The organism is Pararhizobium sp. (genome assembly GCF_035497515.1).
Classification (GTDB): domain Bacteria; phylum Pseudomonadota; class Alphaproteobacteria; order Rhizobiales; family Rhizobiaceae; genus Pararhizobium.
Map to the genome: position 1 here is coordinate 1 of NZ_DATJDJ010000165.1, position 21,159 is coordinate 21,159.

Consider the following 21,159-nt stretch of genomic DNA (forward strand, 5'->3'; position numbering starts at 1 on the left):
ATCGACGGTGTCGATCAGGACCGAGGTCGAAGCGTCGAACTCCAGAACGCCGACAGCGACGTCGCCGGAAGCCGAACGGGTGAACGAACCGACCATTTCCTTGGTGCCCAGGGCAGCCGAGCCGGCGTCGCGATAGAGCCAGTTTTCGCCCGAGAAGGAAGCCGAAGTTGCCGTCGAAACTAGCTGGTTCTTGAGCTCGGTGATTTCCTTGTTGATCTTCAGCTTGTCAACGCCCGGTTCGCGGGCGGCAACCAGCTTGGCCTTGATTTCGGAAACAACGTCGATCGCGGCGTTCAGACCGGTGTAAGCCGTATCCGTCTTGGCAGCGCCAAGGCCGAGTGCGTCCTGAACCGTGGAAAGAGCCTTGTTGTCTGACTTCATGGTCGTTGCGATCGACCAGTAGGCAGCGTTGTCGGAAGCGTCGCCAACGCGCAGACCCGAGGAGATACGACCCTGGGTCGTTTCCATGTCGGAACTGATGGAGCGCAGCGTCGAGAGTGCTGCCATTGCAGAAGAGTTTGTCAGGATGCTTGTCATTGGGGTTGTCCCTCTAGATACAAAATACAAGATTGGGGACATACCGGACTGAAATACTTACCGGTGATGGCGGTTCGGCATCATGCCACTCGGCTCCCTGTTGGTCAGGAAGTCCAAATCCGTCATGTGAGGGTAATGTCGCAGCCAAAGCTTTCGATATGTTTAAATGCCAAGCAAACATCAGGGTTCGCTTAAATACTGATATAGCGCATCAAATCGATGTGGAGAAAATTTTATCTTATTAAATCAAATAGATAATAAAACCCGGGCCGGCGAGCACCGGCCTGAAAATTGACCATTCATTAACCAAGAACGGCAGATCAGTTGAAGGATCTGACCAGGCTGCCGACGAGCAGGTTCCAGCCATCGATCAGGACGAAGAACAGGATCTTGAACGGCAGCGAAATCGACGTGGGCGGCAGCATCATCATGCCCATGGCCATGGTGATGGTGGCAACGATCAGATCGATGACCAGGAAGGGCAGCATGATCAGGAAGCCGATCTCGAAGCCGCGCCTGATCTCCGAAATCATGAAGGCCGGCACGACGGCGCGCAGATCGACCTTGTTGTCGACGACAACGGTCTGGCCCTTTTCCTGGGCGATATCGACGAACAGCTGCAAATCCTTGTCGCGCGTATTGGCGAGCATGAACTCCCGGAACGGTTCCGAGATGCGCGTCATCGCCTCGGTCTCGTTGATCTGGTTCTGCAGCAGAGGATTGACGCCCTCCTGCCAGGCGCGGTCGAAGGTCGGCGCCATGACGTAGAAGGTCATGAACAGCGCCAGGCTGACCATGATCATGTTGGAGGGCGTGGTGGCCAGTCCCATGCCCGAGCGCAGGATGGCGAATGCGATGACGAAGCGCGGAAAGCTCGTCACCATGATGAGGATGCCCGGCGCCACCGACAGGACGGTCAAAAGGCCGAAGGTACGGATGATCCAGGACGCCACCGAGCCATCGACGGGCGTGTTCAGGATATCGCTCGGAAAGCCCTGCGCTCCCGCGATACCCGACATCGCCACCATGGCTGCTATGAATGCGACTGTACGGATCATGTGCGAATCATTGGATGACGAAGGTCCTGAAGATCACATTGGTTACGCGCCCTTCGGAGCGAAGGTCAACCCGCTCCTCGATATCATCCTTGAGATACTGGAAGCCGCGCGGTCCCTGGATCTGCTGCAGCGACACCGTCTTCATATAGGCGGCGATATCCTGATGGATCTGCGTTGCGACGGAGACGTCGGGCGCACCCTTGAACAGCAGCGCGACCTCGAGCCGGACCCAGTTCTCGGACGGATAGGCAAGGTTGGTGGTGATCGGGTCGAGCTGGACGACGCCGTTCGCCTCGGTGGCGATCAGCGGCAGTCCCTCATCCTTCTTGGCGCCGGGTTCGCCCGCCGGTTTTTCCGCGGCTTCCTTGCTGGCGATCGCGGCTTTCGCCGCCTCGATCAGCCTGGCTTCTTGCTCGGTGACCGGCTTGGGCGCCAGCATGCCGCCGACGACCCAGCCGCCGCCGCCGGCAACCAACGTCAGCACGGCGAGCGCGCCGATCAGGATGATCAGCGACGATTTCCTCGGTGCCTGTGTTGTCTCTTCTTCCATCTTCCAAATCCATCAAGAGTAAGCCGCGACGCGCGCGGCGGTATCGTGGCGTCAGATCGGCGAGACGATATCCATGACCTGCTGACCCCACGGCGGCTGCTGCACTTCGCTCAAGCGGCCGCGACCACCATAGGAGATGCGCGCTTCGGCGATCTTGTCGTAGGAAATCATGTTCTTCGCGTCGACGTCGTAGGGGCGAACGATGCCGGCGACGTTGAGGATGCGGATCTCGTGGTTGACCCGGACTTCCTGCGAACCGCTGATCAGCAGGTTGCCGTTTTCCAGGACGCCGGTAACGACGGCCGCAACGAGCAGGACCAGCTTTTCGGACCGTTCCGTGGTGCCCTCGCCCTTCGTCTTCGTTTTCGAGCCGTAATCGAGGCCGCCCTTCCAGCCGAAATCACTTGTCTGGGAATTCCCGTTCGCGCCGATGTTGAAGCCGCTGTCATTGGTGCGGCTGCGTTCGGTATTGTTGTCGAACGTGGCCTTGTCGTCGATGCGGATATCGACGGTCAGGATGTCACCGACCTTGAGCGCGCGGGCGTCCTTGAACAAAGCCGCCTGGTTGTCGCTCCACAGCGAATAGCCGTTCGCCACCTGACGCGGCTCCTTCGGATACATGGCCATCTGCGGCGTCTGGGCATATTGCAGGCCGCTGCCGATGGGACTCATAGACGGCGCCCTGCCGATCTCGTTGAATGTCTGGTTCGAGCATCCCGACAGGATGCTCGCTGCGAGAAGAACCGGGAGAGGATATTTCATGACGGTTCCTTTGATGTCTGTGAATCGCTGGCGCTGGAAATGATATTCGTGAGAACCGCCGCCTTTTCGCTGGTCATCTCGCTCAGGATCAGGCTCGACTGGCGTGGCGGCAGCTTCATGACGATAGCGGCCGCAATGCCGGGATTGACCAGTTCGAGCTGCCCCGCGGCCGCGTCGGCCTTCATAGTCTTGTAGATATCGACCAGGCCGAGTTCTGCCTGCTTGAGGAAATCGTTGCGGCGCTTCAGCCAGTCCTCGTATTCCGCCCGCCGCTCTTCGAGCTTGGCGATGCGGACATCGACTTCGGCCTGCAGCTCTTCCAGGTTCTTCTTCTGCAGGAGGTAACGCTGATCGCGGGCGGCGTCGGCGATATTGGTGCAGAACTGTTGGATCTCGTCGCCGTTTGCCGGAACGGCCGTCGCGGGTGCAGCCACTTCCTGCGCGAATGCGCCAGGCATTATCAGCATGGTGCCGGCGGCAGCGATCATCACGAGGCGACGACGCAGGCTGCCGGAATGGCCAAGGAGGCTGTGTGCGGTCATTGCAGTACGAGCTCCGCCTGGAGGGCACCGGCTGTCTTGATGCCCTGGAGAATGGAAATGATGCCGTCCGGCTTCACGCCGATGCTGTTCAAGCCGGCGACTAGCGAACGCAGGTTGGACCCGTTGAGGATGGCGACCGTGCCGCCGTCCTGCGATGCCTCGATCGTCGTGTTCGGCTCGATGGCGGTTTCGCCGCGCGAGAAGGGCTCGGGCTGGACAACGGTCGGCGTTTCGGAAACCTGGACCGTAAGCGTGCCATAGCTGACGGCGACTTCGTTGATACGAACATCCTGGCCGATGACGATGGTCCCTGTCCGCTCGTTGATCACGACACGGGCCGGCACGTCGGTTTCGACGACCAGGTTCTCGATATCGGCCATCAGCCTGGAAAGGTCGGCCATCTTGGGCTTGTCGATGACGACCGACTGGGAATCGCGCGCCTCGGCGATGCTTCCGCCAAACTGTGTCTTGCCATATTTGTTGATCGCCGCCGCCATGCCGACAGCCGTCGAGAAATCTGGATTGCGCAATTGCAGGACCAGGTTGAAGGCGTCCTTGAACTTGGCCGGCAGTTCGCGCTCGATGATGGCACCATTCGGAACCCGGCCCGACGTGGTGATGCCCTGTGTTACCGATGCGGCGTCGCCCTGCGCGCTGAAGCCGGTGACCACGACCGAGCCTTGCGCGACCGCGTAGATCTGGCCATCGGCGCCGGAGAGCGAGGTCATGACCAGCGTGCCGCCGCGCAGTGAGGTGCTGTCACCGAGCGAACCGACGGTCACATCGATGCGGCTGCCGGGGCTGGCAAACGGCGGCAGGTTGGCGGTGACCAGCACGGCCGCGATGTTCTTCGAGCGGGATTCGCCACCCTGCGTCGAGATGCCGAGATTCTGCAGCATGGCGCGCAGCGACTGCTCGGTGAACGGCGAGGAACGCAGGCTGTCGCCGCTTCCCTGCAGGCCGACCACGAGACCATAGCCGATCAGCTGGTTTTCACGGCCCGACTGCAGCGAGGCGATATCCTTGATGCGCGATGCCGCTTGTGCCGGCGTGATCGTCATCGCGAGCACCGCCAGGCATGCGAGGCACCATTTGCCGAAACGAAAGATCATTTTGCCACCACGTGAATTGTACCGTCTTCCATCACCGTTCCGGAAACGATGACGCCGGAATCGGTGTTGCGAACCCGGATGAGATCACCGACCGCGGCATTCTCCAGCGGCGCACCGCCGGCGGTAATGGTAAGGGGTCCGTTGGTAAAGACGATCCGCACCGCCTTGCCTCGCTCGACGGCATAGGGATCGCGCAGTCCGGAAACGAGGATGACGCGACCGGCGAGAAGCGTTCGGCTGGTCACCTTGCCGGTGACCTGGTCGACGGATGTCGCGTAATCGCCTGTCAATGCCGGGTTGGTCACCTCGACGGCTTCCAGCTGGCTGGCCGTGATGAGTTCGCCGGGATAGATTGTCTGCGTGGGAATGACCGCCATGCGTTTTTCGGCAAGGGCCGCATCCGCGGACATCAGGCATGCGCAAATGGAACCGGTGACCGCCAGCGCCCGCAGAAGAAAGCCTCCGCGGGTGGAGACGCCAGTCGTGATCGATGCTTTTTCAGTCCGGCGAAACGTCATGTTTGCCATTCCCCCTTTTATCTCAGGTTCTTGCTGACCGTGGCGGCCATTTCGTCGGCGGCCTGGATAATCTTCGAGTTCATTTCATAGGCGCGCTGCGCGGAGATCAGGTCCGTGATTTCCTTCACCGGATCGACGTTCGACGCTTCGAGATACTTCTGCTTGATCTGGGCGTAACCCGGATCCGCCGGCGTGCCGATGACGGGATTGCCGGATGCGGGCGTTTCCTTGAAAAGGTTGTCGCCCTGCGGCTCGAGGCCGGCTTCGTTGACGAAGTTGGCGATCGTCAACTGGCCGATCGAGGTCGGGATCGAGCTGCCGTCGATCTTGGCGAACACTTCGCCGGACGTGGAAACGGTGATCTCGCTCGCATTCGGCGGAACCGTGATGGCCGGAGCAACCGTGTAACCGTCGATGGTGACGAGCTGGCCGGTATCATTGGTGTTGAAGGCGCCGGCGCGGCTATAGGCCGTCTCGCCATCCGGGGTCTCGATCTGGAACCAACCACGCCCGACGAGCGCGAGGTCGAGATCGTTTCCGGTGGAGATCAGACTGCCCTGCAGATGCAGATTGCGCACCGCCGATGTCTGCACGCCGAGACCGACGATCGCGCCTTCCGGAACGATGGCCTGGTTTGCCCGGTTCGGCACGCCCTGGGCGCGTTCGGTCTGGTACAGGAGATCGGAGAACTCCGCCCGCGCGCGCTTGTAACCGGTGGTGTTGATGTTCGCGATGTTGTTCGCGATCACTTCCAGGTTGAGCTGCTGGGCATTCATGCCTGTCGCGGCGATCGAGAGAGCCTTCATTATATCTGTCCTTTAGATCGGCATACGTGCGATTTCGAGATAGGCGCTGACAACCTTGTCGCGGATAGCGATGGCGGTTTGCAGTGACTGCTCGGCATTCATGACGGCGTCGACGACTTCACGGGTGTTGGCCTCGCCGCGGATGCCCTGGATCGAAGCCATCTCCGACTTCTGCAGGCTGCCGACCATGTCGCTGGCCATGCTGCCCATGACATCGGCAAAGCTCTGGGACTGGCCGGTTGCCGCCGCGCCGCCGAAAATGCTCTGCGCCGATCCGGTGCTCGATGAGGATGCGACGTCCTTGACGGTGGAAATCGCCGCGCCGATGGTCTGGATTGCATTGATCATTATTGCGAAGCCTTCAGAAGGTCGATGGTTGCGGAAATCAGATCACGGGCCTGGCGCGTGGTCTGGAGATTGGCCTCGTAGGAGCGGTTCGCTTCCCGCATGTCGGCCATTTCGATGAGAACGTTGACATTCGGCAGCTTGACCATGCCCTTGTCGTCCGCCGCCGGATTGCCCGGATCGAACTCGATCGTGAAATTGGAATCGTCGGTGCCGAGGCGCTGGACCTCGACGGTCGATGCGCCGCTGATGCGATCGATTTCGGCTGCGAAGCTGACCGTCTTGCGACGATAGGGGTCCGCACCGGGCGCATCGCCTGTCGAGCGCGCGTTGGCGATGTTTTCCGAAACGACGCGCAGGCGCGTCGATTCCGCTTCGAGACCGGAGGCCGATACCTTGAGAGCTGAAACCAGAGGATCCATGACCGTTATTTCCGTACCGTCATGAGCATCATCCGGTGAAACGCTTTCACGAGCCCGGCATTGAGCTCGTAGTCGCGCTTGATCTGACCGGTTTTCATCAGTTCGCTTTCCAGCTGGACGCTGTTGCCCGACTGTTCGACCTGCGCATCGTTGATCATGCTGGTTTCCGTCACCTGGGCAGCCATGGGGCCTTCGGTGAAATGGGCCGGGTTGGTCGCCGCCATCTGAACGCCGGTTTGCTGCATGACGCTCTGGAACGGCTTGACGTCCTTGGCGGCGTAGTGCGGCGTATTGGCGTTGGCGATGTTCCCGGCCACGACGTTCTGGCGAATTGCCAGCCATTGCGCCTGCCGGGACGCGAGATCAAAAAGCTGTATAGGTTGCATCATGCGACTCCATGCTTGTTGCCCCCGAACCTAGGGAAGCAATCTTGCGTGGGACTGATGCGGGTGGCGCTTTGACGGCAACAGTTATCATTGCTGCGATAACAGAGTTCACCTGCCTTGCATTGGCGTCCGGGAACCGGAAAATCGGGAACGGGAAATAACGTGGCGCATCATGAACCATGCTGCCGCGCATGGCCATGGGGCGCATGCGCGAACAGGGCTGCCGGCGATCAGGATCGCGCGGTCATTCAGCCCGATAAATTTCGCCCTTGGAGGTGATCATCACCCAGCGCCCGTCGCGCTGTTCCAATGTTGCGAGGCGACTGTTGTCCGGCAAGGTCGAACCGATCTTGACAATATACATGCCGCTGCTGTCTTCGATCAGCGCACGGCCATTGGCCACATGCATCAGGCGAAAGCCGCTGCCCGACGGAAACGGCTGTTCGCGGTCATCCTCGACGCCTGCCTTCCTGAGCCCTCCGGGCACCGTTGCCGTGGTCAACCGGTCGAGGGCAGCCTGCGCGTCGGGATCCCGGCTCAGCGCGGCGATCGGCGAAGCCTGTCCGCCGTGGCCCGTCGGCATTCCCCTCGTATTTCCCTGCCAGAGCGTCGGCATCGAGAATTTGTCCTGATGCAGAAAGGCGTACCAGGGAAAGAAAGTGGCAAGTGCGGCCAGCGCGATGCCGGTCGCGCCCAGTGCCTTGTCGATGATCGGCGTGCGTTCCGTCCGCTTGCGCTGCGGCACGACTTCGTCGGCGTCGTAATCTGTCACCGTTATCCCCTCGCGCGCGTGTTCTGCACGGTTCCCTGATTGCCCATGCCGGCGGCCGCCTTCAGCGCATTCGCCAGATCGGTGAACGCGTCAAAGGCCGGCCGTTCGCCGGGCGTCTGCTTGAGAATGTCGTAGATCACCGGTACCTGCTTGATCGCCATGTCCAGATCCGCATCGCTGCCCGGCCGGTAACCGCCGATCAGGCGCAGGTCGCGGGTTTCCTCGAAACGGTGGATCAACGACTTCAGCCGCGAAACCAGCTTTTCCTGGTCAGGCGTCCACGCCTTGCGGGCGAGACGAGAAACGGAAGCGAGCGGATTGACCGGCGGATAACGTCCCTCTTCAGCCAGGCTGCGGTCCATGACGATATGGCCGTCGAGAATACCGCGGGTGGAGTCGGCGATCGGGTCGTTGTGATTGTCGCCATCGACGAGAATGGAGATGATCGCCGTGATCGTCCCCGCCCCTTCGGCGCCAGGGCCGGCGCGCTCCAAAAGGCGCGGCAGTTCGGTGAAGACGGAGGCCGGATAGCCGCGGGCGATCGGGGGCTCGCCGGAGGCGGTCGCAACTTCACGGATGGCATGGGCGAAACGGGTGACGCTGTCGACGATCAGGAGGACGTTGTCGCCCTGGTCGCGGTAATGTTCGGCGATCGTCACCGCCGTCAGCGGCGCCATCTTGCGCAGCATCGGGCTTTCATCGCTGGTGGCGACGACGGCAACCGATTTCGCCAGGTTTTCGCCGAGCGTGTCCTCGATGAACTCGCGCACTTCACGGCCACGTTCGCCGACCAGCGCGATGACGACCTTGTCGAAGGCGTCGGCGCGGGCAAGCATGGACAGAAGCGTGGACTTGCCGACGCCGGAACCGGCGAAGACGCCGAGACGCTGGCCAAGGCAGAGCGGCGAGAAGATGTCGATCGCGCGCACGCCGGTGCGAAACCCGTGCTCGACGCGCTTACGGGTCATTGATGGCGGCGCGGTGTTGGAAATCGGCCGGCGGACATCGCCTTGCAGCAGCGGGCCGCCGCCATCGATCGGCTCGCCCAGCGAATTGATGGTGCGGCCGCACCAGGACGCCGTCGGCGCGATGCGGAAGGCGCCCTTGCGGATGACCGTGTCGTGGATGCCGATCGGATCGCCCGGCTCGATCGGGCAGACCACCACGGTTTCCTGCTCCACCTTGACGACTTCACCGAGATGGATGCCGGTCGAACTCTTGTGTGCGACGAAGTCCCCGAGCCGAACATGCCGGGAGAGACCGCTCACCGTGTAATAGCCTGCCGAAATCGACTGGACGTGGCCGCCCGGCGCGATCGAGAATTCCGGATTGGAGTAACGACCGACAAGGCCGGCAAGCGCTGCCAGCGATGTCGATGAATTGTGGATCTGGATCGTCTCGTTCTGCATTCCGGCTCCTGCCGTCTTCCCGCCCTGCCTTCAGGAGGCTCACCGGGCTGGCTTCCGTCATTTTTCAAGATCGGTAACTGTTTACTTGCTGCCGCCCAGCGTCTTGATCGCCTCGTCGAGCGAGCCTTCGCTGTCACGCATCAGCGCCGTAATGTTTTCGAACGCGCGCGACACCATGATCAGCTGCGACATTTCCTGGACGGGATTGACGTTGGACTCCTCGACATAGCCCTGCATCACGCCGACATCGAAACGATCGATGACCGGTTCTGCCTGGGAATTCGGAATGACGGAACTGTTGTCGTAGCGCGAAAAACCGTTGGCGAAATTGGCTTCGTAGAGACCGAGTGCCGCGACCTGGGTGCCATTCTGCTGGATGGCACCGTCGGCGCCGACCTTGATATCGCCCGCCTGGTTATTGAGCTGGATCGGACCGCCGCCGGCGTCGAGAACCGGATATCCCTTGAGCGTGACGAGATCGCCGTTTTCCGTCAGCGTGAAGCGGCCGTCACGCGTCAGCGCGGTGCCGCCGGGCGTATCGATCTGGAACCAGGCTTCGCCCTTGACGGCGAAATCGAGCTGGTTGCCGGTACGGGTCAGACCGCCATTGTTGGTGTTGAGGAATTCCTGGCCTTCGGACACGAAGGACACTTTCGTCGGCTGCGTGTCGCCCAGAAGCTGATTGAATTTCACCTCGGTCGAACGAAAGCCGACGGTCGTCGAATTGGCGACGTTGTCGGCCAGCGTGTTCATGCGTTTTTCAAGCGCCATCTGGGAGGAGACAGCAACATAGAGACCGGTTTGCATATCAGCGTCCCCCGAGTTTCAGCGTATTGATGGAAAGAAGCAGATCGGAGGAAATGCCGTAGCCGCTCGACGAGCCGAAGACCGCAAGAGGATCATAAGGGTCGGAGGAATTGTTGATTTCCCACAGCGCCGTGAAGCGCTCGAGCAGCTTCGCCAGCTTGGCCGGATCCTTGAATTCCTTGATATTGATGTGTTTCTCGATCGTTTCGGCCTGCTTGTCGATATCGGAAGCGGCGAATTCGTCGGGCATCTGCAACAGCGTGCGCGTGACCTGCGCCAGCGCATTGTCAGCGAGCAGGCCATAGGCATTGGTGATCGTGGGCGCCATGCGTTCGAAATAGAGCGCCAGTCGAACACCGGAATTTTCCTGGCCGGCATTCTGCTCGAGCGTCTGGCGCGCATATTTGTCCGCCACGCCCTTCTGCGCTTTCTCGAAGGACGTTGCCGCCGAACCCTGACGGGCAAAGTTCAGGGATTCGACCAGGTCGGTGTAGCGGCTGTCGGTGAGTTGCTTGGCGAAGGCGTCGTCCGTGTCGATGCCTTCGGTCAGCACCTTGCGCATGAAGGCCTTGGCATAACCCATGTCTTCGAGGCCATGGGCCTTCATCGCGTAATTATAAAGCCGCGTGTCGGCGAAGAAATCGTCGATCGTTTTGACGTTGCCGATGTTCTTCAGATAATATTCGGTCTCGCGGGCGACATCCGGCTGCTCGGAAACCCGTTCGAGCGACTTGGACAGGTTGCCTGCTATCATCTGGTAGCTGGTATAGGTCGTCGTCACGACGTTTCCCCGTTCATCCATTGGAAAAAGCGCCCATTCGCGCCGATCATGCGGAAATTGCAGCAGTTTGCTTGCGCGAACCTGTTTGCACGCAGAGGCGGTCATCGGGATCAACAGCCAGCCTCACGCAAGGCTCAACGCCTAACCATACCGTCGAAAATCCATCATCGCGGCAGGTATCGACATGAACATCATCATCGGTCTGGTCTTGACCATCGGCTGTATTCTTGGCGGCTTCATCGCCATGGGCGGCCATATGGAAATTCTGAACCAGCCGTTCGAGCTCGTCATCATCGGCGGCGCCGGTCTCGGCGGTTATGTCATGGCGAACTCGATGAAGGTGCTGAAGGACACCGGCAAGGCGCTCGGCGAGGCCTTCGCCTATAAGGTTCCCAAGGAGCGCAACTATCTCGACACGCTTGGCGTGCTCTACAGCCTGATGCGAGACCTGCGCACCAAATCGCGCAACGAGATCGAAAGCCACATCGACAACCCCGATGAATCCTCGATCTTCCAGTCGGCGCCGACTGTTCTGAAGAACAGGGAACTGACGGCCTTCATCTGCGACTACGTCCGCCTGATCATCATCGGCAATGCCCGCAGCCACGAGATCGAGGCGCTGATGGACGAGGAAATCAACACGATCACCCACGACAAGATGAAGGTTTACCATTCGCTCACCACCATGAGCGATGCTTTCCCGGCCATCGGTATCGTCGCGGCCGTTCTCGGCGTCATCAAGGCCATGGGTGCCATCTCGGAAGCGCCGGAAGTTCTCGGCGGCAAGATCGCCGCCGCTCTCGTCGGCACCATGCTCGGCATTTTCCTGTCCTATTGCGTCGCGGCGCCGCTCATCGCCAACGTCAAAGCTGTCCGCGAGAAACAGAACCGCCTCTACATCATCGTCAAGCAGACGCTGCTTGCCTACATGAACGGCTCGGTTCCCCAGGTCGCGCTCGAATACGGTCGCAAGACCATCTCCGCCTACGAGCGTCCGTCGATCGATGCCGTCGAGCAGGAAATGATGAATCCGGGCGGCAGCAGCGAAAGCAAGGCGGCTTGATCGGATGACCTCGGCTTTGGAAAACAACGTCTACAATTTCGACCGCAAGCTGCTCGCCCGCATGACGGGCGCGCTCGGGGACAACAAGACGATCGGCAAGCTCTGCGCCGATCTCGGACAGGTCTTCACCGAATTCCTGCCGGACATCTTCCAGAACGAGACCGGCCTCGACATCGAGATCGGTTATGGCGGTTTCGACACGGGGCTGAAGAACGAACTGATCGCCAAGCTGGGCAATGGCGTGGCGCTGAGCGACACCATCCTGCGCAACTGGTGTCCCGATTTCATCCTGAGCTGCGACAGCCCGATCATCATCACCCTGATGGAGATCCTGCTCGGCGCTCCGCCGACCGCGGTCGAAGAGCCGAAGCCCCGCAACCTCTCCAATATCGAGCTTGATGTCGCGACGATGGTCTTCGAGAAGATCGCTGAAGTGCTGAAATCGGCAGTCGACGCACCTGGCGGTTTCGAGCCGGCCTTGAGCCGTCCCTACAATGCCAGCCAGCGCCCGGCAGTCGATCCGGAAGTCGCCGATGTCTACGCGGTCTGCGTCAACGTCACCATGGGTCTCGGTCCGGTTCTGTCGACCTTCTCGATCATCGTGCCGCAACAGGTTCTGCTGAAGACCAACATCGTTTTCCCGAAGGGTGTCGGGCAGGCCCGCAAGGCCAAGACAGCCTGGAGCGAACAGCTCGAGCAGCAGGTCCGCCGCTCGATGGTCACGCTGGAGGCGCGCGTCAACCTGCAAAGCCTGACGCTCGATACGATCAGCCGTCTGCAGCCGGGCGACGTCATCCCCTTCCAGGATATCAAGGACGTGCGCGTCGAGGTCAATGCCAACGGCCGCGACATGTACACCTGCGAATTCGGACGCTCCGGCGCCAAATACACGGTCCGGATCAAGGATACCCAAGGCTCGGAGAGCGACATTCTCCGTCACCTCATGAGTTAAAAGTCCCTGCCTTACCCGGCAACATGGTTGGGGCAAGTTTCAACTGGAATAGTTTGCACATGGCTACGAAGAAAGCACCAATTGACGACCAGACGATCCTGAACGCCGGCGACGTCGAGCTTGATCAGGCGATCGACGATCTGCGTGGCGTCCTGCAGAGCGACACCACCGGAACGCTGCCGCAAACCGACTTCGGTATGGATTTCGACGCATCGTCGACGCCCGGCGAAACATCGGATTTCGGTAGCCCGTTCGAGAGCACAGACAATGACCTCGGCAGCTTCGGCGGCGGCAGCTTCGGCGATCTCGACGGCGGTTCCGCCTCGTCGTTCGATGCGGGCTCGTTTGGCGGCAGCGATTTCGATGGCGGCAGTTTCAAGGAACAGGCGTCGAGCGAACCGGGCAGCGGCATGTCGGCGAACATGGACCTGATCATGGACATCCCGATCGATGTCCAGATCGTCCTTGGCTCCAGCCGCATGCAAGTTTCCGGACTTATGAATCTGACGGAAGGCGCAACGATCGCGCTTGATCGACGGATCGGCGAACCGGTGGAAATCGTCGTCAACGGCCGTGTCATCGGTCGCGGCGAAATCACTGTTCTCGAGGAAGACGAAACACGTTTCGGTGTTAAGCTCATCGAAATCAAGGGTGCCAGTAAAGTTTGAACCCGGTTAGGGTCAAGAGGATCAATCCATGATGGATTTTGACAGTTTTGAAAGTACGGCGGTTTCCAAGCCCCTCTCCCAAATGGACAAGGCTGCGGCTGTTCTCCTTGCAATGGGCAAGCCTATTGCCGGCAAGCTGTTGAAATTCTTCACACAGAGCGAGTTGCAGGGCATTATCGCCTCGGCGCAGTCGCTCCGCTCGATCCCGCCCGACGAGCTTGAAATCCTGGTGAACGAGTTCGAGGACCTGTTTACCGAAGGCGCTGGCCTGATGGACAACGCCAAGGCGATCGAAGGCATTCTCGAAGAAGGCCTGACGCCGGATGAAGTCGACGGCCTGCTCGGCCGCCGTACCGCCTTTACCTCCTATGAAGCCAATATCTGGGATCGCCTGCAGGATTCCGATCCGGCCGCCGTCGCCCAGAGCCTCGGCAAGGAACATCCCCAGACGATCGCCTATGTCCTGTCGATGATGCCGTCGACTTTTGGCGCGAAAGTTCTGCTGCAACTGCCGGAAACCGATCGCGCCGATATCATCAACCGCGCCGTCAACATGAAGGATGTCAGCCCGAAGGCTGCCCAGATCATCGAGACACGCGTCATCGAAATGATGCGCGAACTTGAGGCCGACCGCAATTCGACCGGCTCGATCAAGATCGCCGAGGTCATGAACGAACTGGAGAAAACCCAGGTCGATACGCTGCTGGCCTCGCTCGAATCGATCAACACCGATTCGGTCAAGAAGGTCCGTCCGAAGATCTTCCTGTTCGACGACGTGCTCACCATGCCGCAGCGCAGCCGCGTCCAACTGTTCAACGACGTGTCCGGCGACATCATCACCATGGCGCTACGCGGCTCCGGCATGGACCTGCGCGAGGCGGTCCTCGCCTCGATCGGCGCGCGCCTGCGCCGCATGATCGAATCGGATCTCGCCTCCGGCGATGCCGGCATCAATCCGCGCGACATCGCGATTGCCCGCCGCTCGATCACCCAGGAAGCCATCCGTCTCGCCGCCAGCGGCCAGATCGAACTGAAGGAAAAGACTGCAGCCGCGGCCTGATCGACGCTTCCGCGTTCCCCAACCCCTGCGAGTTTCTGTGAAGCGCCGGCTTTTCGGCGCTTTCGCCCCTTGCATGCCCCAAGGCCTCGGCTCACAACGGTTTCGATGGCGAACGCCGTCGTGGAGCGAACGATGCCCGTCGCACTGACCAGGGATATTGATTCGTCTCCGCATCAAAGACGCAGGGCATGAGGTCTTCATCCGATGTCGGACGATCAGGACAAGGACAGTAAAACAGAAGCCGCGTCCGAGAAAAAGATCGCCGACGCGATCGAGAAGGGCAATACGCCGTTCTCACGCGAAGTGACGATGTTCGCCTCGGTTGCCGCCATCTACATCTTCATCGTCTTCTTCCTGCCGCAGGGTGCCGCGACCGTCGCCGAGGCACTCAAGGACATTTTCGAGCAGCCGGAAGCCTGGCGCATCGAGACGTCGACGGACGTGGTTGCGCTGATCACGTACGTGTTTTCGAAGACGGGCGCCCTGCTCATCCCGTTCTTCACCCTGCTGATCGTCTTCGGTATCGGTTCGTCGGTACTACAAAACCTGCCCTCGCCGGTACTCGACCGCATCGCGCCGAAGATGAACCGGATTTCACCCGTTTCGGGGTTCACACGCATCTATGGCATCCAGGGCCTCGTCGAGTTCGCCAAGGCGCTTTTCAAGATCCTGATCGTCTCGATCGTCATCGCCCTCACGCTTTGGAACGACTATTACGCATCGCTCGAATCGATGTTCTCCGACCCGCTGACGATCTTTTCGACCATGGCGGATGATCTCAACCAGATCATGATCGTCATCCTGATCGCCACCGCCATCATCGCCATCGCCGACTTCTTCTGGACGCGCCACCACTGGCATACCGAGCTTCGGATGACGAAGCAGGAGGTCAAGGAAGAGCTGAAGCAATCCCAGGGCGACCCGATCGTCAAGGCACGGCTGCGTTCGATCGCCCGCGACCGGGCGCGCCGGCGTATGATCACCTCGGTTCCGCGCGCCACGCTGGTGATCGCAAACCCGACCCACTATGCCGTTGCGTTGCGTTACCTCCGCGAAGAGGGCGACGCGCCGGTGGTTGTCGCCAAGGGACAGGACCTCGTGGCGCTCAAAATTCGTGAAATGGCGGAGGAAAACGGCATCCCGGTTTTTGAGGATGCGCCTCTCGCACGCTCAATGTTTGCGCAAGTCTCGGTGGATAGTGTGATTCCACCGGTGTTTTACAAAGCAGTCGCTGAACTCATTCACCGGGTCTACGCAACACAGCCGAACACGAAACGGATGACGTAATCCCGATGAAAAAATGCGAATATTCCGAACAACGCGAGAAAATTGTAGCCGAAGCGATCCGTCCGGTGGCGACGGAATTGCGGTTGATCGATGCAGCCGATTTCATCGCGATGCTGCGGTTCGAATCGCATGCGAGCCTGACCGACCTGGTCTCGTCCGCTGCCGAACTCTATTTTCTGCCCGGCACGGTGAATTTCGGCATCGGCGGTAATTACAAGCTGGACTGGGACTCCGTGCCGGAAATCACGCTGGACCTCGAATTGAAGCCGGATGGCGTCACGGTCTATGCCCAGCTCGCTCTCGGCAAGGATACCGCCGGACTCGAGATCAACTACATCGCCTTCCAGACGCCTTCCACCGACCCCGATGAGAATACGGCCTTCCTGGCAGACAGCCTGAATGCCGCGAAATTCGTCAGATCCTATCCGACCGCGCTCGCGAGTTGAGGTCGCGACCCCGGCCATGACGGCCGGAAAATCCAATCAGCTGATATAACCGAGACGAATGGCCTTGGCGATCGCCTGGATTCTGTTGACCGAATCCAGCTTGGTCGTTGCTGCGCCGAGATAGGCATTGACGGTATGGACCGACAAACCCATTTTTTCGGCGATTTCTTCGCTGATGCAACCGTCGCCGGCCATCTGCAGGCAGCCGATTTCGCGATCGCTGAGTGTTTCGGAGGGTGCCATGCGGCGCTCGTCGGCGGCAAGAAGGTCGGTCATGATATGGCAGCTGCGACCGTGCAGATCGATGATGACCTCACTCGTCAGGTCGATATAGCTGCCGGTGAAGATGACGTAGCCATTGCCCTGCGCACCGAGCCGGACCGGAAAGGCGATGGCCGAATAGGGCAAGACGCGCGGGGTGAACCGATGGACGAAGCGGGAAAAATCGGCAGCCTCGGCCGCCTGGTGTTCGCCCGTACCGTTCCACATCACCGGCAGCAGCGAGGAATCCAGATGCGCCAGCATATCGGCGCCATAGGTCGTGACCAGCTCGTGCGCGGCAGTCTCGGCCATGACGCCCCAGTTGTCGATGACGCAGGTCAGCTTGCGCGCCGATGGCAGGTTGTTTCCGTTCAGGCGCAGGACGGCAAAGTGCTTGGCGTTGATCTGCTTCTGCATCGCCTGGAGCCGGGCCACGAGCGTCGCCGCGCGTGATGCGCGGGCCGCCTGCTGCCGCCCCGACTTGCCATCGTCCGGCGTGCGTGAATTTGGAAGGAAATAGGTCATGGCCGGTCTTCCTAGACGAGATTGTTGCGAACGGCGTAGGCGATGGCCTCGGAACGGGTCTTCGTGGCTGTCTTGCGCATGACACTGGTGATGTAATTGTTGATCGTGTTGCGGGAGATCCCGAGAATGACGGCAATCTCGTCGCTGGTCTTGCCTTCGCCGATCCAGAACAGGCATTCGAGCTCGCGCTCGGTCAGTTCGAAGTCGCGGTCACAGCGCACGCTGCGCCCGGTGGTGAAGCTGGCGAAGTAGCCGGTAAGCAGGCCGACATCACGGAGGCTTTCCTGCGACAGGATCACATCCTGGGGAAAGAGAAGCATCAGCGAGAGACGCGTGCGGCCGACATTGAAGGTGATGGCACAATATTCGCGGCTGATGCCGCGGCTGACGTCGATGTCGTCGGGCAGCGTAATGAAGACCGGCTGCATGACCGACAGGCATTTCTCCATCTCGTTCGTCTTCGAATGGAGCTGGGACATGACCTTGCCGAGCCGCTTGACGACGTCGAACGGCCAGTCGGAGCAGACGACGAAGTCGAGACCCTCGTCCTGCGACAGGTCGTAGCGCGCCAGGAGATAGTGGGTCGCGCCCACATAGTCCGTCAGGGCAGCAAGCCCCTTGTTGAGGTTACCACGATCGGCAAATTCACCGAGCTTGCGGATCAGCTGTTCCTTGGAAAAGGTTCGTCCAATACCGCGCGCCGTCGCGACCGGCACAGGCCAGATCGCAATCTCCGTATGTAGAGCATCCATGACATTACCCCCGTGATGAATTCGCCCGTGCCCATTGAAGCGTTTTCCGCCGCCGCCGCCGGCAACCGTGTCTGGGCGTTCCGCCATCCCGGACACACGCAAATCAGTACGCGAATCACTACATAAAATGTACATCGCTCCCTACGAAAAACTACTGCCTTCATCTCGGGATTTACTTTCCGCAGAATCCGTGAATCGATTCGTGAAATTGCACTGAAAGCCGGAGGTTGCATTCGCCAAGTTACGAAGCAGCATAAGTAAGTGATTGATATAAAATCAACTTTAAAATGGATGGTCGATTTTCACCCGCCGCGACGGATGAAGGTGGTTGCGAGAATGGCGCGCAATGATGGAAAATTCACGGTGCAAATCACCGCTTTTTCGATCTGCCCCATTTGTCAAGTTTTCATTTTATTATTTGTTTTCGAGCGCTGTTGCGAAATTGCATCAACATCTTTGATGGAAAGAATTTTCACTTTTGGCAAATATTGCAGTTAACCTTTTAATATTGTCTTTGTAATAGTTGGCTTTGACGGAATCAAAACTGAGGCGTTGAATCTATACCGTTGCCGACGGCGGCAACGATTAAGGCAAAGCGCCACTGTCCCCAGGAAAAAATTAACGATCTGTTAAATATAACGAATCCCGCAAGCACGCCGTTACGTCATTCGAGCCGACTGCGGTTCTTCCTGGCCCGTTTGGCCATGGCTGAATACAGAATGCGAAGTCGGGTCTATTTCAGGGGTAGTCAGCGGCGAGGCACGCTACCCGGATCGATGACCACAACCGAGCATGGCGACGGCCAGCAGACGACGTTGACAGGGTCCAATCTTCAATTGAATCCGCATCTTACTTGAGCGGCCAAAAGAAAACCCGCCGGAGCGGGTCATCTGTTCGGTTGGTCCAGGCGGAAATTTCCGGCCCGGCTCAGGCGGCCTTGTCGGCGACCCACTTGCGGAGAATCTTGGCGGCGCGTTCCTCGCTGATCTCCACCATGCGGGAGAGCCTGCGCTCCGGGCCTTCCTTGACCTTGCGGTTGAAGCCACCTTCGCTCTCATCGCCCAGGCTGAGAAGGTCGTCGGTGCTGTCGAAGCCGAAATCGGAACCAAAGCCTTCCATGAGTGCGCCCCCGGCGCTGCCGGTCGCGGCAGGGGAGAAGTCCGGCAGTTCGAGGCCGACGGATTCGTTCTCGATGAGAGCCGTGCCGCCACCGACGCCGAGCCCCATGGAGCGGGCCAGGGGACGCATGCCCATCCAGACCACCACGAAGGCGACCGCGACGAAGGCAAGCGCATTGATGATGCCACTGAGGTTGCGGGTCAGCGTTTCCATGACGCCCGGGCCTGCGACCGGCTCGTCGAGGAGCTGGGTGTTGACGAAATCCATGGCGGTCAGCGTGATGACGTCGCCGCGAGCGGGGTCGAGGCCGACGGCCGAGGAAACGATCTTCTGCATGTCCTGGATATAGGAGTCGATCTTCGCCTGGTCGGCACCTTCGCCAACCATGGCGGCGACACGGCCGCGGTTGACGACGACGGCGACGGAGAGCTTTTCGACCGTGTAGCTGCTCTTGACGGTCGCGACCGTCTTCGAGTTGATCTCGTAGTTGGTCTGCTCTTCCTTCTTTTCGGTCTGGTCGTTCGACTGCGGACCGGACGTCGCGCCCTGCGGAGCGGCCTGCGGGACATTCTGCTGCACCGTGGCGGCATTGTCGGCCTGCTGCTGGCTGGACTTCTGCTCTTCCTTGGTGACGCGGGTCGAACGCTCGACGCGGGATTCCGGATCGAAGACCGTTTCCTGGATCTGCTGGGTATCGGTGTTCAGCTGCGCGGTGACGCTGGCGCGGAAGTTGTCCATGCCGAGAAAGGGTGCGAGCGCCTTGTCGATATTGCTTTCGATTTCGTTCTGGACGTTCTGGACGATGCCGAGCGACTGGTTCATCGCGCTGCTGGACGGATCGTCGCCGGAGGCCAGGAGCTGACCGGCCGAATCCAGGATCGTCACGTCGTCGATGCTCAGGCCCGGAACAGACGATGCCACCAGATGGCGGATCGATGCGGCGGAGGAGCGACCGACACTGGCATTGCCGCGGATCATGACAGATGCGGTCGGCTTCTGTTCCGTCTTTCTGAAGCTGCCGCGATCGGCCATGACGATATGGACGCGTGCGGCGGAAATTCCGGAAATCTGCTGGATGGTGCGGGCAATTTCGCCTTCGAGGGCACGAACGCGGGTCACTTCCTGCATGAAGGAGGTCAGCCCCAGCGATCCGACATTGTCGAACAACTCGTAACCGGCATTGGCGCTGTTGGGCAGGCCCTTGTCGGCGAGCAGAAGGCGGGCCTTGCCGGTCATGCCGACCGGGACCTGAATGCTTGTGCCGTCCGTGCCGACCTCGAATGCCATGTTCGCTTCTGCCAGTGCGACGCTGACCTGATTGAGGTCCGTGGTCTCGAGCCCGACATAGAGTGATTCATAGGCTGGTTTGTTGACGTAGAGCCCGGCGGCGAGAACAATCCCGACCGCGATAACTCCGGCCGATACCAGCGCGATGAGCTTGCCCTGTCCGAGATTGGCCAGATTTTTCGTGACCGTCGAAAGTTGATCCAACAGATTCATTCTGTTTCCGCACCCAGTGGCGCATGTTCCGTTCGGGCAACATCGCCCGTGGGAGTTAACATGCGCAGATCCAAACATTCGGGTTTCTGGGTCGATCCGGCGCCTGTGGCTTCGTCAAATCACGCGCAAATCTACCAGTCCCGATTGGCACACTAGAAAACGAAACTTGCGCGAACGTGTCTTGGGAAGCCATTTTCGGCGGAGATACGGAAAGGATTGGACGCCGGCAGGACGCTCAAAACACGAAAGCCACCCCGGAGACTTCCTGAGGCGGCGTTCGGTAAAACGTTGGTGGACCAGCGGCTTAAGCGTTCAGAATGCCTCGAAATCTCCGGCTGTTTCCGTCAGCGGCTGGGAATGGCCATGGCGCAGCATGCCGTTGCCGAGCGACTTCTGCATGTCGGCAAGCTTCACCAGGTTGAGCGCGGTGGTCACATCGACCATCCAGGACTGCGGAATAGCCGTCGTCACCGTGTCGATGAACTCGGCAAGACCGCGCGTTTTCTGGACGGCGAGATCGATCCCCTGCAGAACCTTCATGCGATCGGCAGCTTCCAGGACCGCTTCGCCGCGAACATCGCTGAGCATGGGTTCGATCCGCTCGATGAGATAAGCGACGTCGTACAGCTCGGACACGATGCGCATCATCACATCGGGGAGCGCCTCGTCGACGTGAGGCATATGGCTCTTCAGTTCAGTCAGCATTATCTGTCCTCACG

At 60.0% G+C, this 21,159-nt stretch carries 24 protein-coding genes and 1 pseudogene; 6 read left to right on the forward strand and 19 right to left on the reverse strand.

Annotated features, from left to right (window positions below; all coding sequences use genetic code 11):
* The 15 genes and pseudogenes from VL202_RS16410 to VL202_RS16480 all read right to left on the reverse strand — a co-directional run.
* A pseudogene (locus VL202_RS16410) lies at window positions 1–537 on the reverse strand (flagellin); the annotation flags it as partial.
* 320 nt (window positions 538–857) lie between these two features.
* On the reverse strand, window positions 858–1,595 hold the full coding sequence (gene fliP, locus VL202_RS16415; RefSeq protein WP_325465158.1) for a flagellar type III secretion system pore protein FliP: 738 nt from the start codon (window positions 1,593–1,595) through the stop codon (window positions 858–860).
* 7 nt (window positions 1,596–1,602) lie between these two features.
* Complete coding sequence (locus VL202_RS16420; protein ID WP_325465159.1) at window positions 1,603–2,145, reverse strand: flagellar basal body-associated FliL family protein; 543 nt, start codon at window positions 2,143–2,145, stop codon at window positions 1,603–1,605.
* A gap of 51 nt (window positions 2,146–2,196) precedes the next feature.
* Window positions 2,197–2,907, reverse strand: coding sequence for a flagellar basal body L-ring protein FlgH (gene flgH / locus VL202_RS16425; protein ID WP_325465160.1), 711 nt, complete (start codon window positions 2,905–2,907; stop codon window positions 2,197–2,199).
* Complete coding sequence (locus VL202_RS16430) at window positions 2,904–3,449, reverse strand: MotE family protein (RefSeq protein WP_325465161.1); 546 nt, start codon at window positions 3,447–3,449, stop codon at window positions 2,904–2,906. The genes flgH and VL202_RS16430 overlap by 4 nt, the downstream gene beginning before the upstream one ends.
* Complete coding sequence (locus VL202_RS16435; RefSeq protein WP_325465162.1) at window positions 3,446–4,561, reverse strand: flagellar basal body P-ring protein FlgI; 1,116 nt, start codon at window positions 4,559–4,561, stop codon at window positions 3,446–3,448. The genes VL202_RS16430 and VL202_RS16435 overlap by 4 nt, the downstream gene beginning before the upstream one ends.
* Entirely contained in the window at window positions 4,558–5,079 is a 522-nt protein-coding gene (flgA, locus tag VL202_RS16440) for a flagellar basal body P-ring formation chaperone FlgA (protein WP_414692880.1), read from the reverse strand. The genes VL202_RS16435 and flgA overlap by 4 nt, the downstream gene beginning before the upstream one ends.
* A 17-nt stretch (window positions 5,080–5,096) precedes the next feature.
* Complete coding sequence (flgG, locus tag VL202_RS16445) at window positions 5,097–5,885, reverse strand: flagellar basal-body rod protein FlgG (RefSeq protein ID WP_325465163.1); 789 nt, start codon at window positions 5,883–5,885, stop codon at window positions 5,097–5,099.
* 12 nt (window positions 5,886–5,897) lie between these two features.
* Window positions 5,898–6,233, reverse strand: coding sequence for a flagellar hook-basal body complex protein FliE (locus VL202_RS16450; protein WP_325465164.1), 336 nt, complete (start codon window positions 6,231–6,233; stop codon window positions 5,898–5,900).
* The gene (gene flgC, locus VL202_RS16455) at window positions 6,233–6,652 is read right to left on the reverse strand and encodes a flagellar basal body rod protein FlgC (RefSeq protein ID WP_325465165.1); all 420 of its coding nucleotides are present in this window, start codon (window positions 6,650–6,652) and stop codon (window positions 6,233–6,235) included. The genes VL202_RS16450 and flgC overlap by 1 nt, the downstream gene beginning before the upstream one ends.
* 5 nt (window positions 6,653–6,657) lie before the next feature.
* Complete coding sequence (gene flgB, locus VL202_RS16460) at window positions 6,658–7,038, reverse strand: flagellar basal body rod protein FlgB (protein WP_325465234.1); 381 nt, start codon at window positions 7,036–7,038, stop codon at window positions 6,658–6,660.
* 244 nt (window positions 7,039–7,282) lie between these two features.
* Complete coding sequence (locus VL202_RS16465) at window positions 7,283–7,816, reverse strand: flagellar protein (protein ID WP_325465235.1); 534 nt, start codon at window positions 7,814–7,816, stop codon at window positions 7,283–7,285.
* Entirely contained in the window at window positions 7,813–9,219 is a 1,407-nt protein-coding gene (gene fliI / locus VL202_RS16470) for a flagellar protein export ATPase FliI (protein ID WP_325465166.1), read from the reverse strand. Before fliI ends, VL202_RS16465 begins: the two co-directional genes overlap by 4 nt.
* 81 nt (window positions 9,220–9,300) lie before the next feature.
* The gene (flgF, locus tag VL202_RS16475) at window positions 9,301–10,026 is read right to left on the reverse strand and encodes a flagellar basal-body rod protein FlgF (RefSeq protein ID WP_325465167.1); all 726 of its coding nucleotides are present in this window, start codon (window positions 10,024–10,026) and stop codon (window positions 9,301–9,303) included.
* Between the two features lies 1 nt (window position 10,027).
* The gene (locus VL202_RS16480; protein ID WP_325465168.1) at window positions 10,028–10,807 is read right to left on the reverse strand and encodes a DUF1217 domain-containing protein; all 780 of its coding nucleotides are present in this window, start codon (window positions 10,805–10,807) and stop codon (window positions 10,028–10,030) included.
* Window positions 10,808–10,991: 184 nt separating this feature from the next.
* Between VL202_RS16480 and motA the strand changes: the two genes are divergently transcribed.
* The 6 genes from motA (at window position 10,992) to VL202_RS16510 (ending at window position 16,283) form a co-directional block, all read left to right on the forward strand.
* Window positions 10,992–11,870 carry a flagellar motor stator protein MotA gene (motA, locus tag VL202_RS16485; RefSeq protein ID WP_325465169.1) on the forward strand — a complete coding sequence of 293 codons (879 nt, stop codon included), beginning with the start codon at window positions 10,992–10,994 and terminating at the stop codon, window positions 11,868–11,870.
* Window positions 11,871–11,874: 4 nt separating this feature from the next.
* The gene (locus VL202_RS16490) at window positions 11,875–12,822 is read left to right on the forward strand and encodes a FliM/FliN family flagellar motor switch protein (protein ID WP_325465170.1); all 948 of its coding nucleotides are present in this window, start codon (window positions 11,875–11,877) and stop codon (window positions 12,820–12,822) included.
* A 59-nt stretch (window positions 12,823–12,881) separates the two neighbouring features.
* A complete protein-coding gene (gene fliN / locus VL202_RS16495; protein ID WP_325465171.1) occupies window positions 12,882–13,490 on the forward strand; it encodes a flagellar motor switch protein FliN in 609 nt (202 codons plus the stop codon).
* A gap of 28 nt (window positions 13,491–13,518) precedes the next feature.
* Window positions 13,519–14,550, forward strand: coding sequence for a flagellar motor switch protein FliG (gene fliG, locus VL202_RS16500; RefSeq protein WP_325465172.1), 1,032 nt, complete (start codon window positions 13,519–13,521; stop codon window positions 14,548–14,550).
* 204 nt (window positions 14,551–14,754) lie between these two features.
* On the forward strand, window positions 14,755–15,837 hold the full coding sequence (flhB, locus tag VL202_RS16505) for a flagellar biosynthesis protein FlhB (RefSeq protein WP_325465173.1): 1,083 nt from the start codon (window positions 14,755–14,757) through the stop codon (window positions 15,835–15,837).
* Complete coding sequence (locus VL202_RS16510) at window positions 15,837–16,283, forward strand: hypothetical protein (protein WP_325465236.1); 447 nt, start codon at window positions 15,837–15,839, stop codon at window positions 16,281–16,283. The genes flhB and VL202_RS16510 overlap by 1 nt, the downstream gene beginning before the upstream one ends.
* A 36-nt stretch (window positions 16,284–16,319) precedes the next feature.
* Here VL202_RS16510 and visR read toward each other — a convergent pair whose 3' ends face one another.
* The 4 genes from visR to cheT form a co-directional block, all read right to left on the reverse strand.
* On the reverse strand, window positions 16,320–17,069 hold the full coding sequence (visR, locus tag VL202_RS16515; protein WP_325465174.1) for a transcriptional regulator VisR: 750 nt from the start codon (window positions 17,067–17,069) through the stop codon (window positions 16,320–16,322).
* Window positions 17,070–17,080: 11 nt separating this feature from the next.
* A complete protein-coding gene (gene visN / locus VL202_RS16520) occupies window positions 17,081–17,821 on the reverse strand; it encodes a transcriptional regulator VisN (RefSeq protein WP_325465175.1) in 741 nt (246 codons plus the stop codon).
* Between the two features lie 927 nt (window positions 17,822–18,748).
* Entirely contained in the window at window positions 18,749–20,440 is a 1,692-nt protein-coding gene (gene fliF, locus VL202_RS16525; protein WP_325465176.1) for a flagellar basal-body MS-ring/collar protein FliF, read from the reverse strand.
* A gap of 312 nt (window positions 20,441–20,752) precedes the next feature.
* Entirely contained in the window at window positions 20,753–21,145 is a 393-nt protein-coding gene (gene cheT, locus VL202_RS16530) for a chemotaxis protein CheT (protein WP_325465177.1), read from the reverse strand.
* Window positions 21,146–21,159: the final 14 nt, after the last annotated feature.

Bases quoted from the DNA above. Each gene is read 5' to 3' on its own strand.
- fliN (WP_325465171.1), top strand. From the start codon at position 12,882: ATGGCTACGAAGAAAGCACCAATTGACGACCAGACGATCCTGAACGCC.
- visN (WP_325465175.1), bottom strand. From the start codon at position 17,821: ATGGATGCTCTACATACGGAGATTGCGATCTGGCCTGTGCCGGTCGCG.
- visR (WP_325465174.1), bottom strand. From the start codon at position 17,069: ATGACCTATTTCCTTCCAAATTCACGCACGCCGGACGATGGCAAGTCG.
- fliF (WP_325465176.1), bottom strand. From the start codon at position 20,440: ATGAATCTGTTGGATCAACTTTCGACGGTCACGAAAAATCTGGCCAAT.
- VL202_RS16430 (WP_325465161.1), bottom strand. From the start codon at position 3,449: ATGACCGCACACAGCCTCCTTGGCCATTCCGGCAGCCTGCGTCGTCGC.
- flgB (WP_325465234.1), bottom strand. From the start codon at position 7,038: ATGCAACCTATACAGCTTTTTGATCTCGCGTCCCGGCAGGCGCAATGG.
- VL202_RS16490 (WP_325465170.1), top strand. From the start codon at position 11,875: ATGACCTCGGCTTTGGAAAACAACGTCTACAATTTCGACCGCAAGCTG.
- flhB (WP_325465173.1), top strand. From the start codon at position 14,755: ATGTCGGACGATCAGGACAAGGACAGTAAAACAGAAGCCGCGTCCGAG.
- fliP (WP_325465158.1), bottom strand. From the start codon at position 1,595: ATGATCCGTACAGTCGCATTCATAGCAGCCATGGTGGCGATGTCGGGT.
- fliI (WP_325465166.1), bottom strand. From the start codon at position 9,219: ATGCAGAACGAGACGATCCAGATCCACAATTCATCGACATCGCTGGCA.
- cheT (WP_325465177.1), bottom strand. From the start codon at position 21,145: ATGCTGACTGAACTGAAGAGCCATATGCCTCACGTCGACGAGGCGCTC.
- VL202_RS16420 (WP_325465159.1), bottom strand. From the start codon at position 2,145: ATGGAAGAAGAGACAACACAGGCACCGAGGAAATCGTCGCTGATCATC.
- flgA (WP_414692880.1), bottom strand. From the start codon at position 5,079: ATGACGTTTCGCCGGACTGAAAAAGCATCGATCACGACTGGCGTCTCC.
- VL202_RS16435 (WP_325465162.1), bottom strand. From the start codon at position 4,561: ATGATCTTTCGTTTCGGCAAATGGTGCCTCGCATGCCTGGCGGTGCTC.
- fliG (WP_325465172.1), top strand. From the start codon at position 13,519: ATGATGGATTTTGACAGTTTTGAAAGTACGGCGGTTTCCAAGCCCCTC.
- motA (WP_325465169.1), top strand. From the start codon at position 10,992: ATGAACATCATCATCGGTCTGGTCTTGACCATCGGCTGTATTCTTGGC.
- flgG (WP_325465163.1), bottom strand. From the start codon at position 5,885: ATGAAGGCTCTCTCGATCGCCGCGACAGGCATGAATGCCCAGCAGCTC.
- flgF (WP_325465167.1), bottom strand. From the start codon at position 10,026: ATGCAAACCGGTCTCTATGTTGCTGTCTCCTCCCAGATGGCGCTTGAA.
- flgH (WP_325465160.1), bottom strand. From the start codon at position 2,907: ATGAAATATCCTCTCCCGGTTCTTCTCGCAGCGAGCATCCTGTCGGGA.
- VL202_RS16450 (WP_325465164.1), bottom strand. From the start codon at position 6,233: ATGATCAATGCAATCCAGACCATCGGCGCGGCGATTTCCACCGTCAAG.
- flgC (WP_325465165.1), bottom strand. From the start codon at position 6,652: ATGGATCCTCTGGTTTCAGCTCTCAAGGTATCGGCCTCCGGTCTCGAA.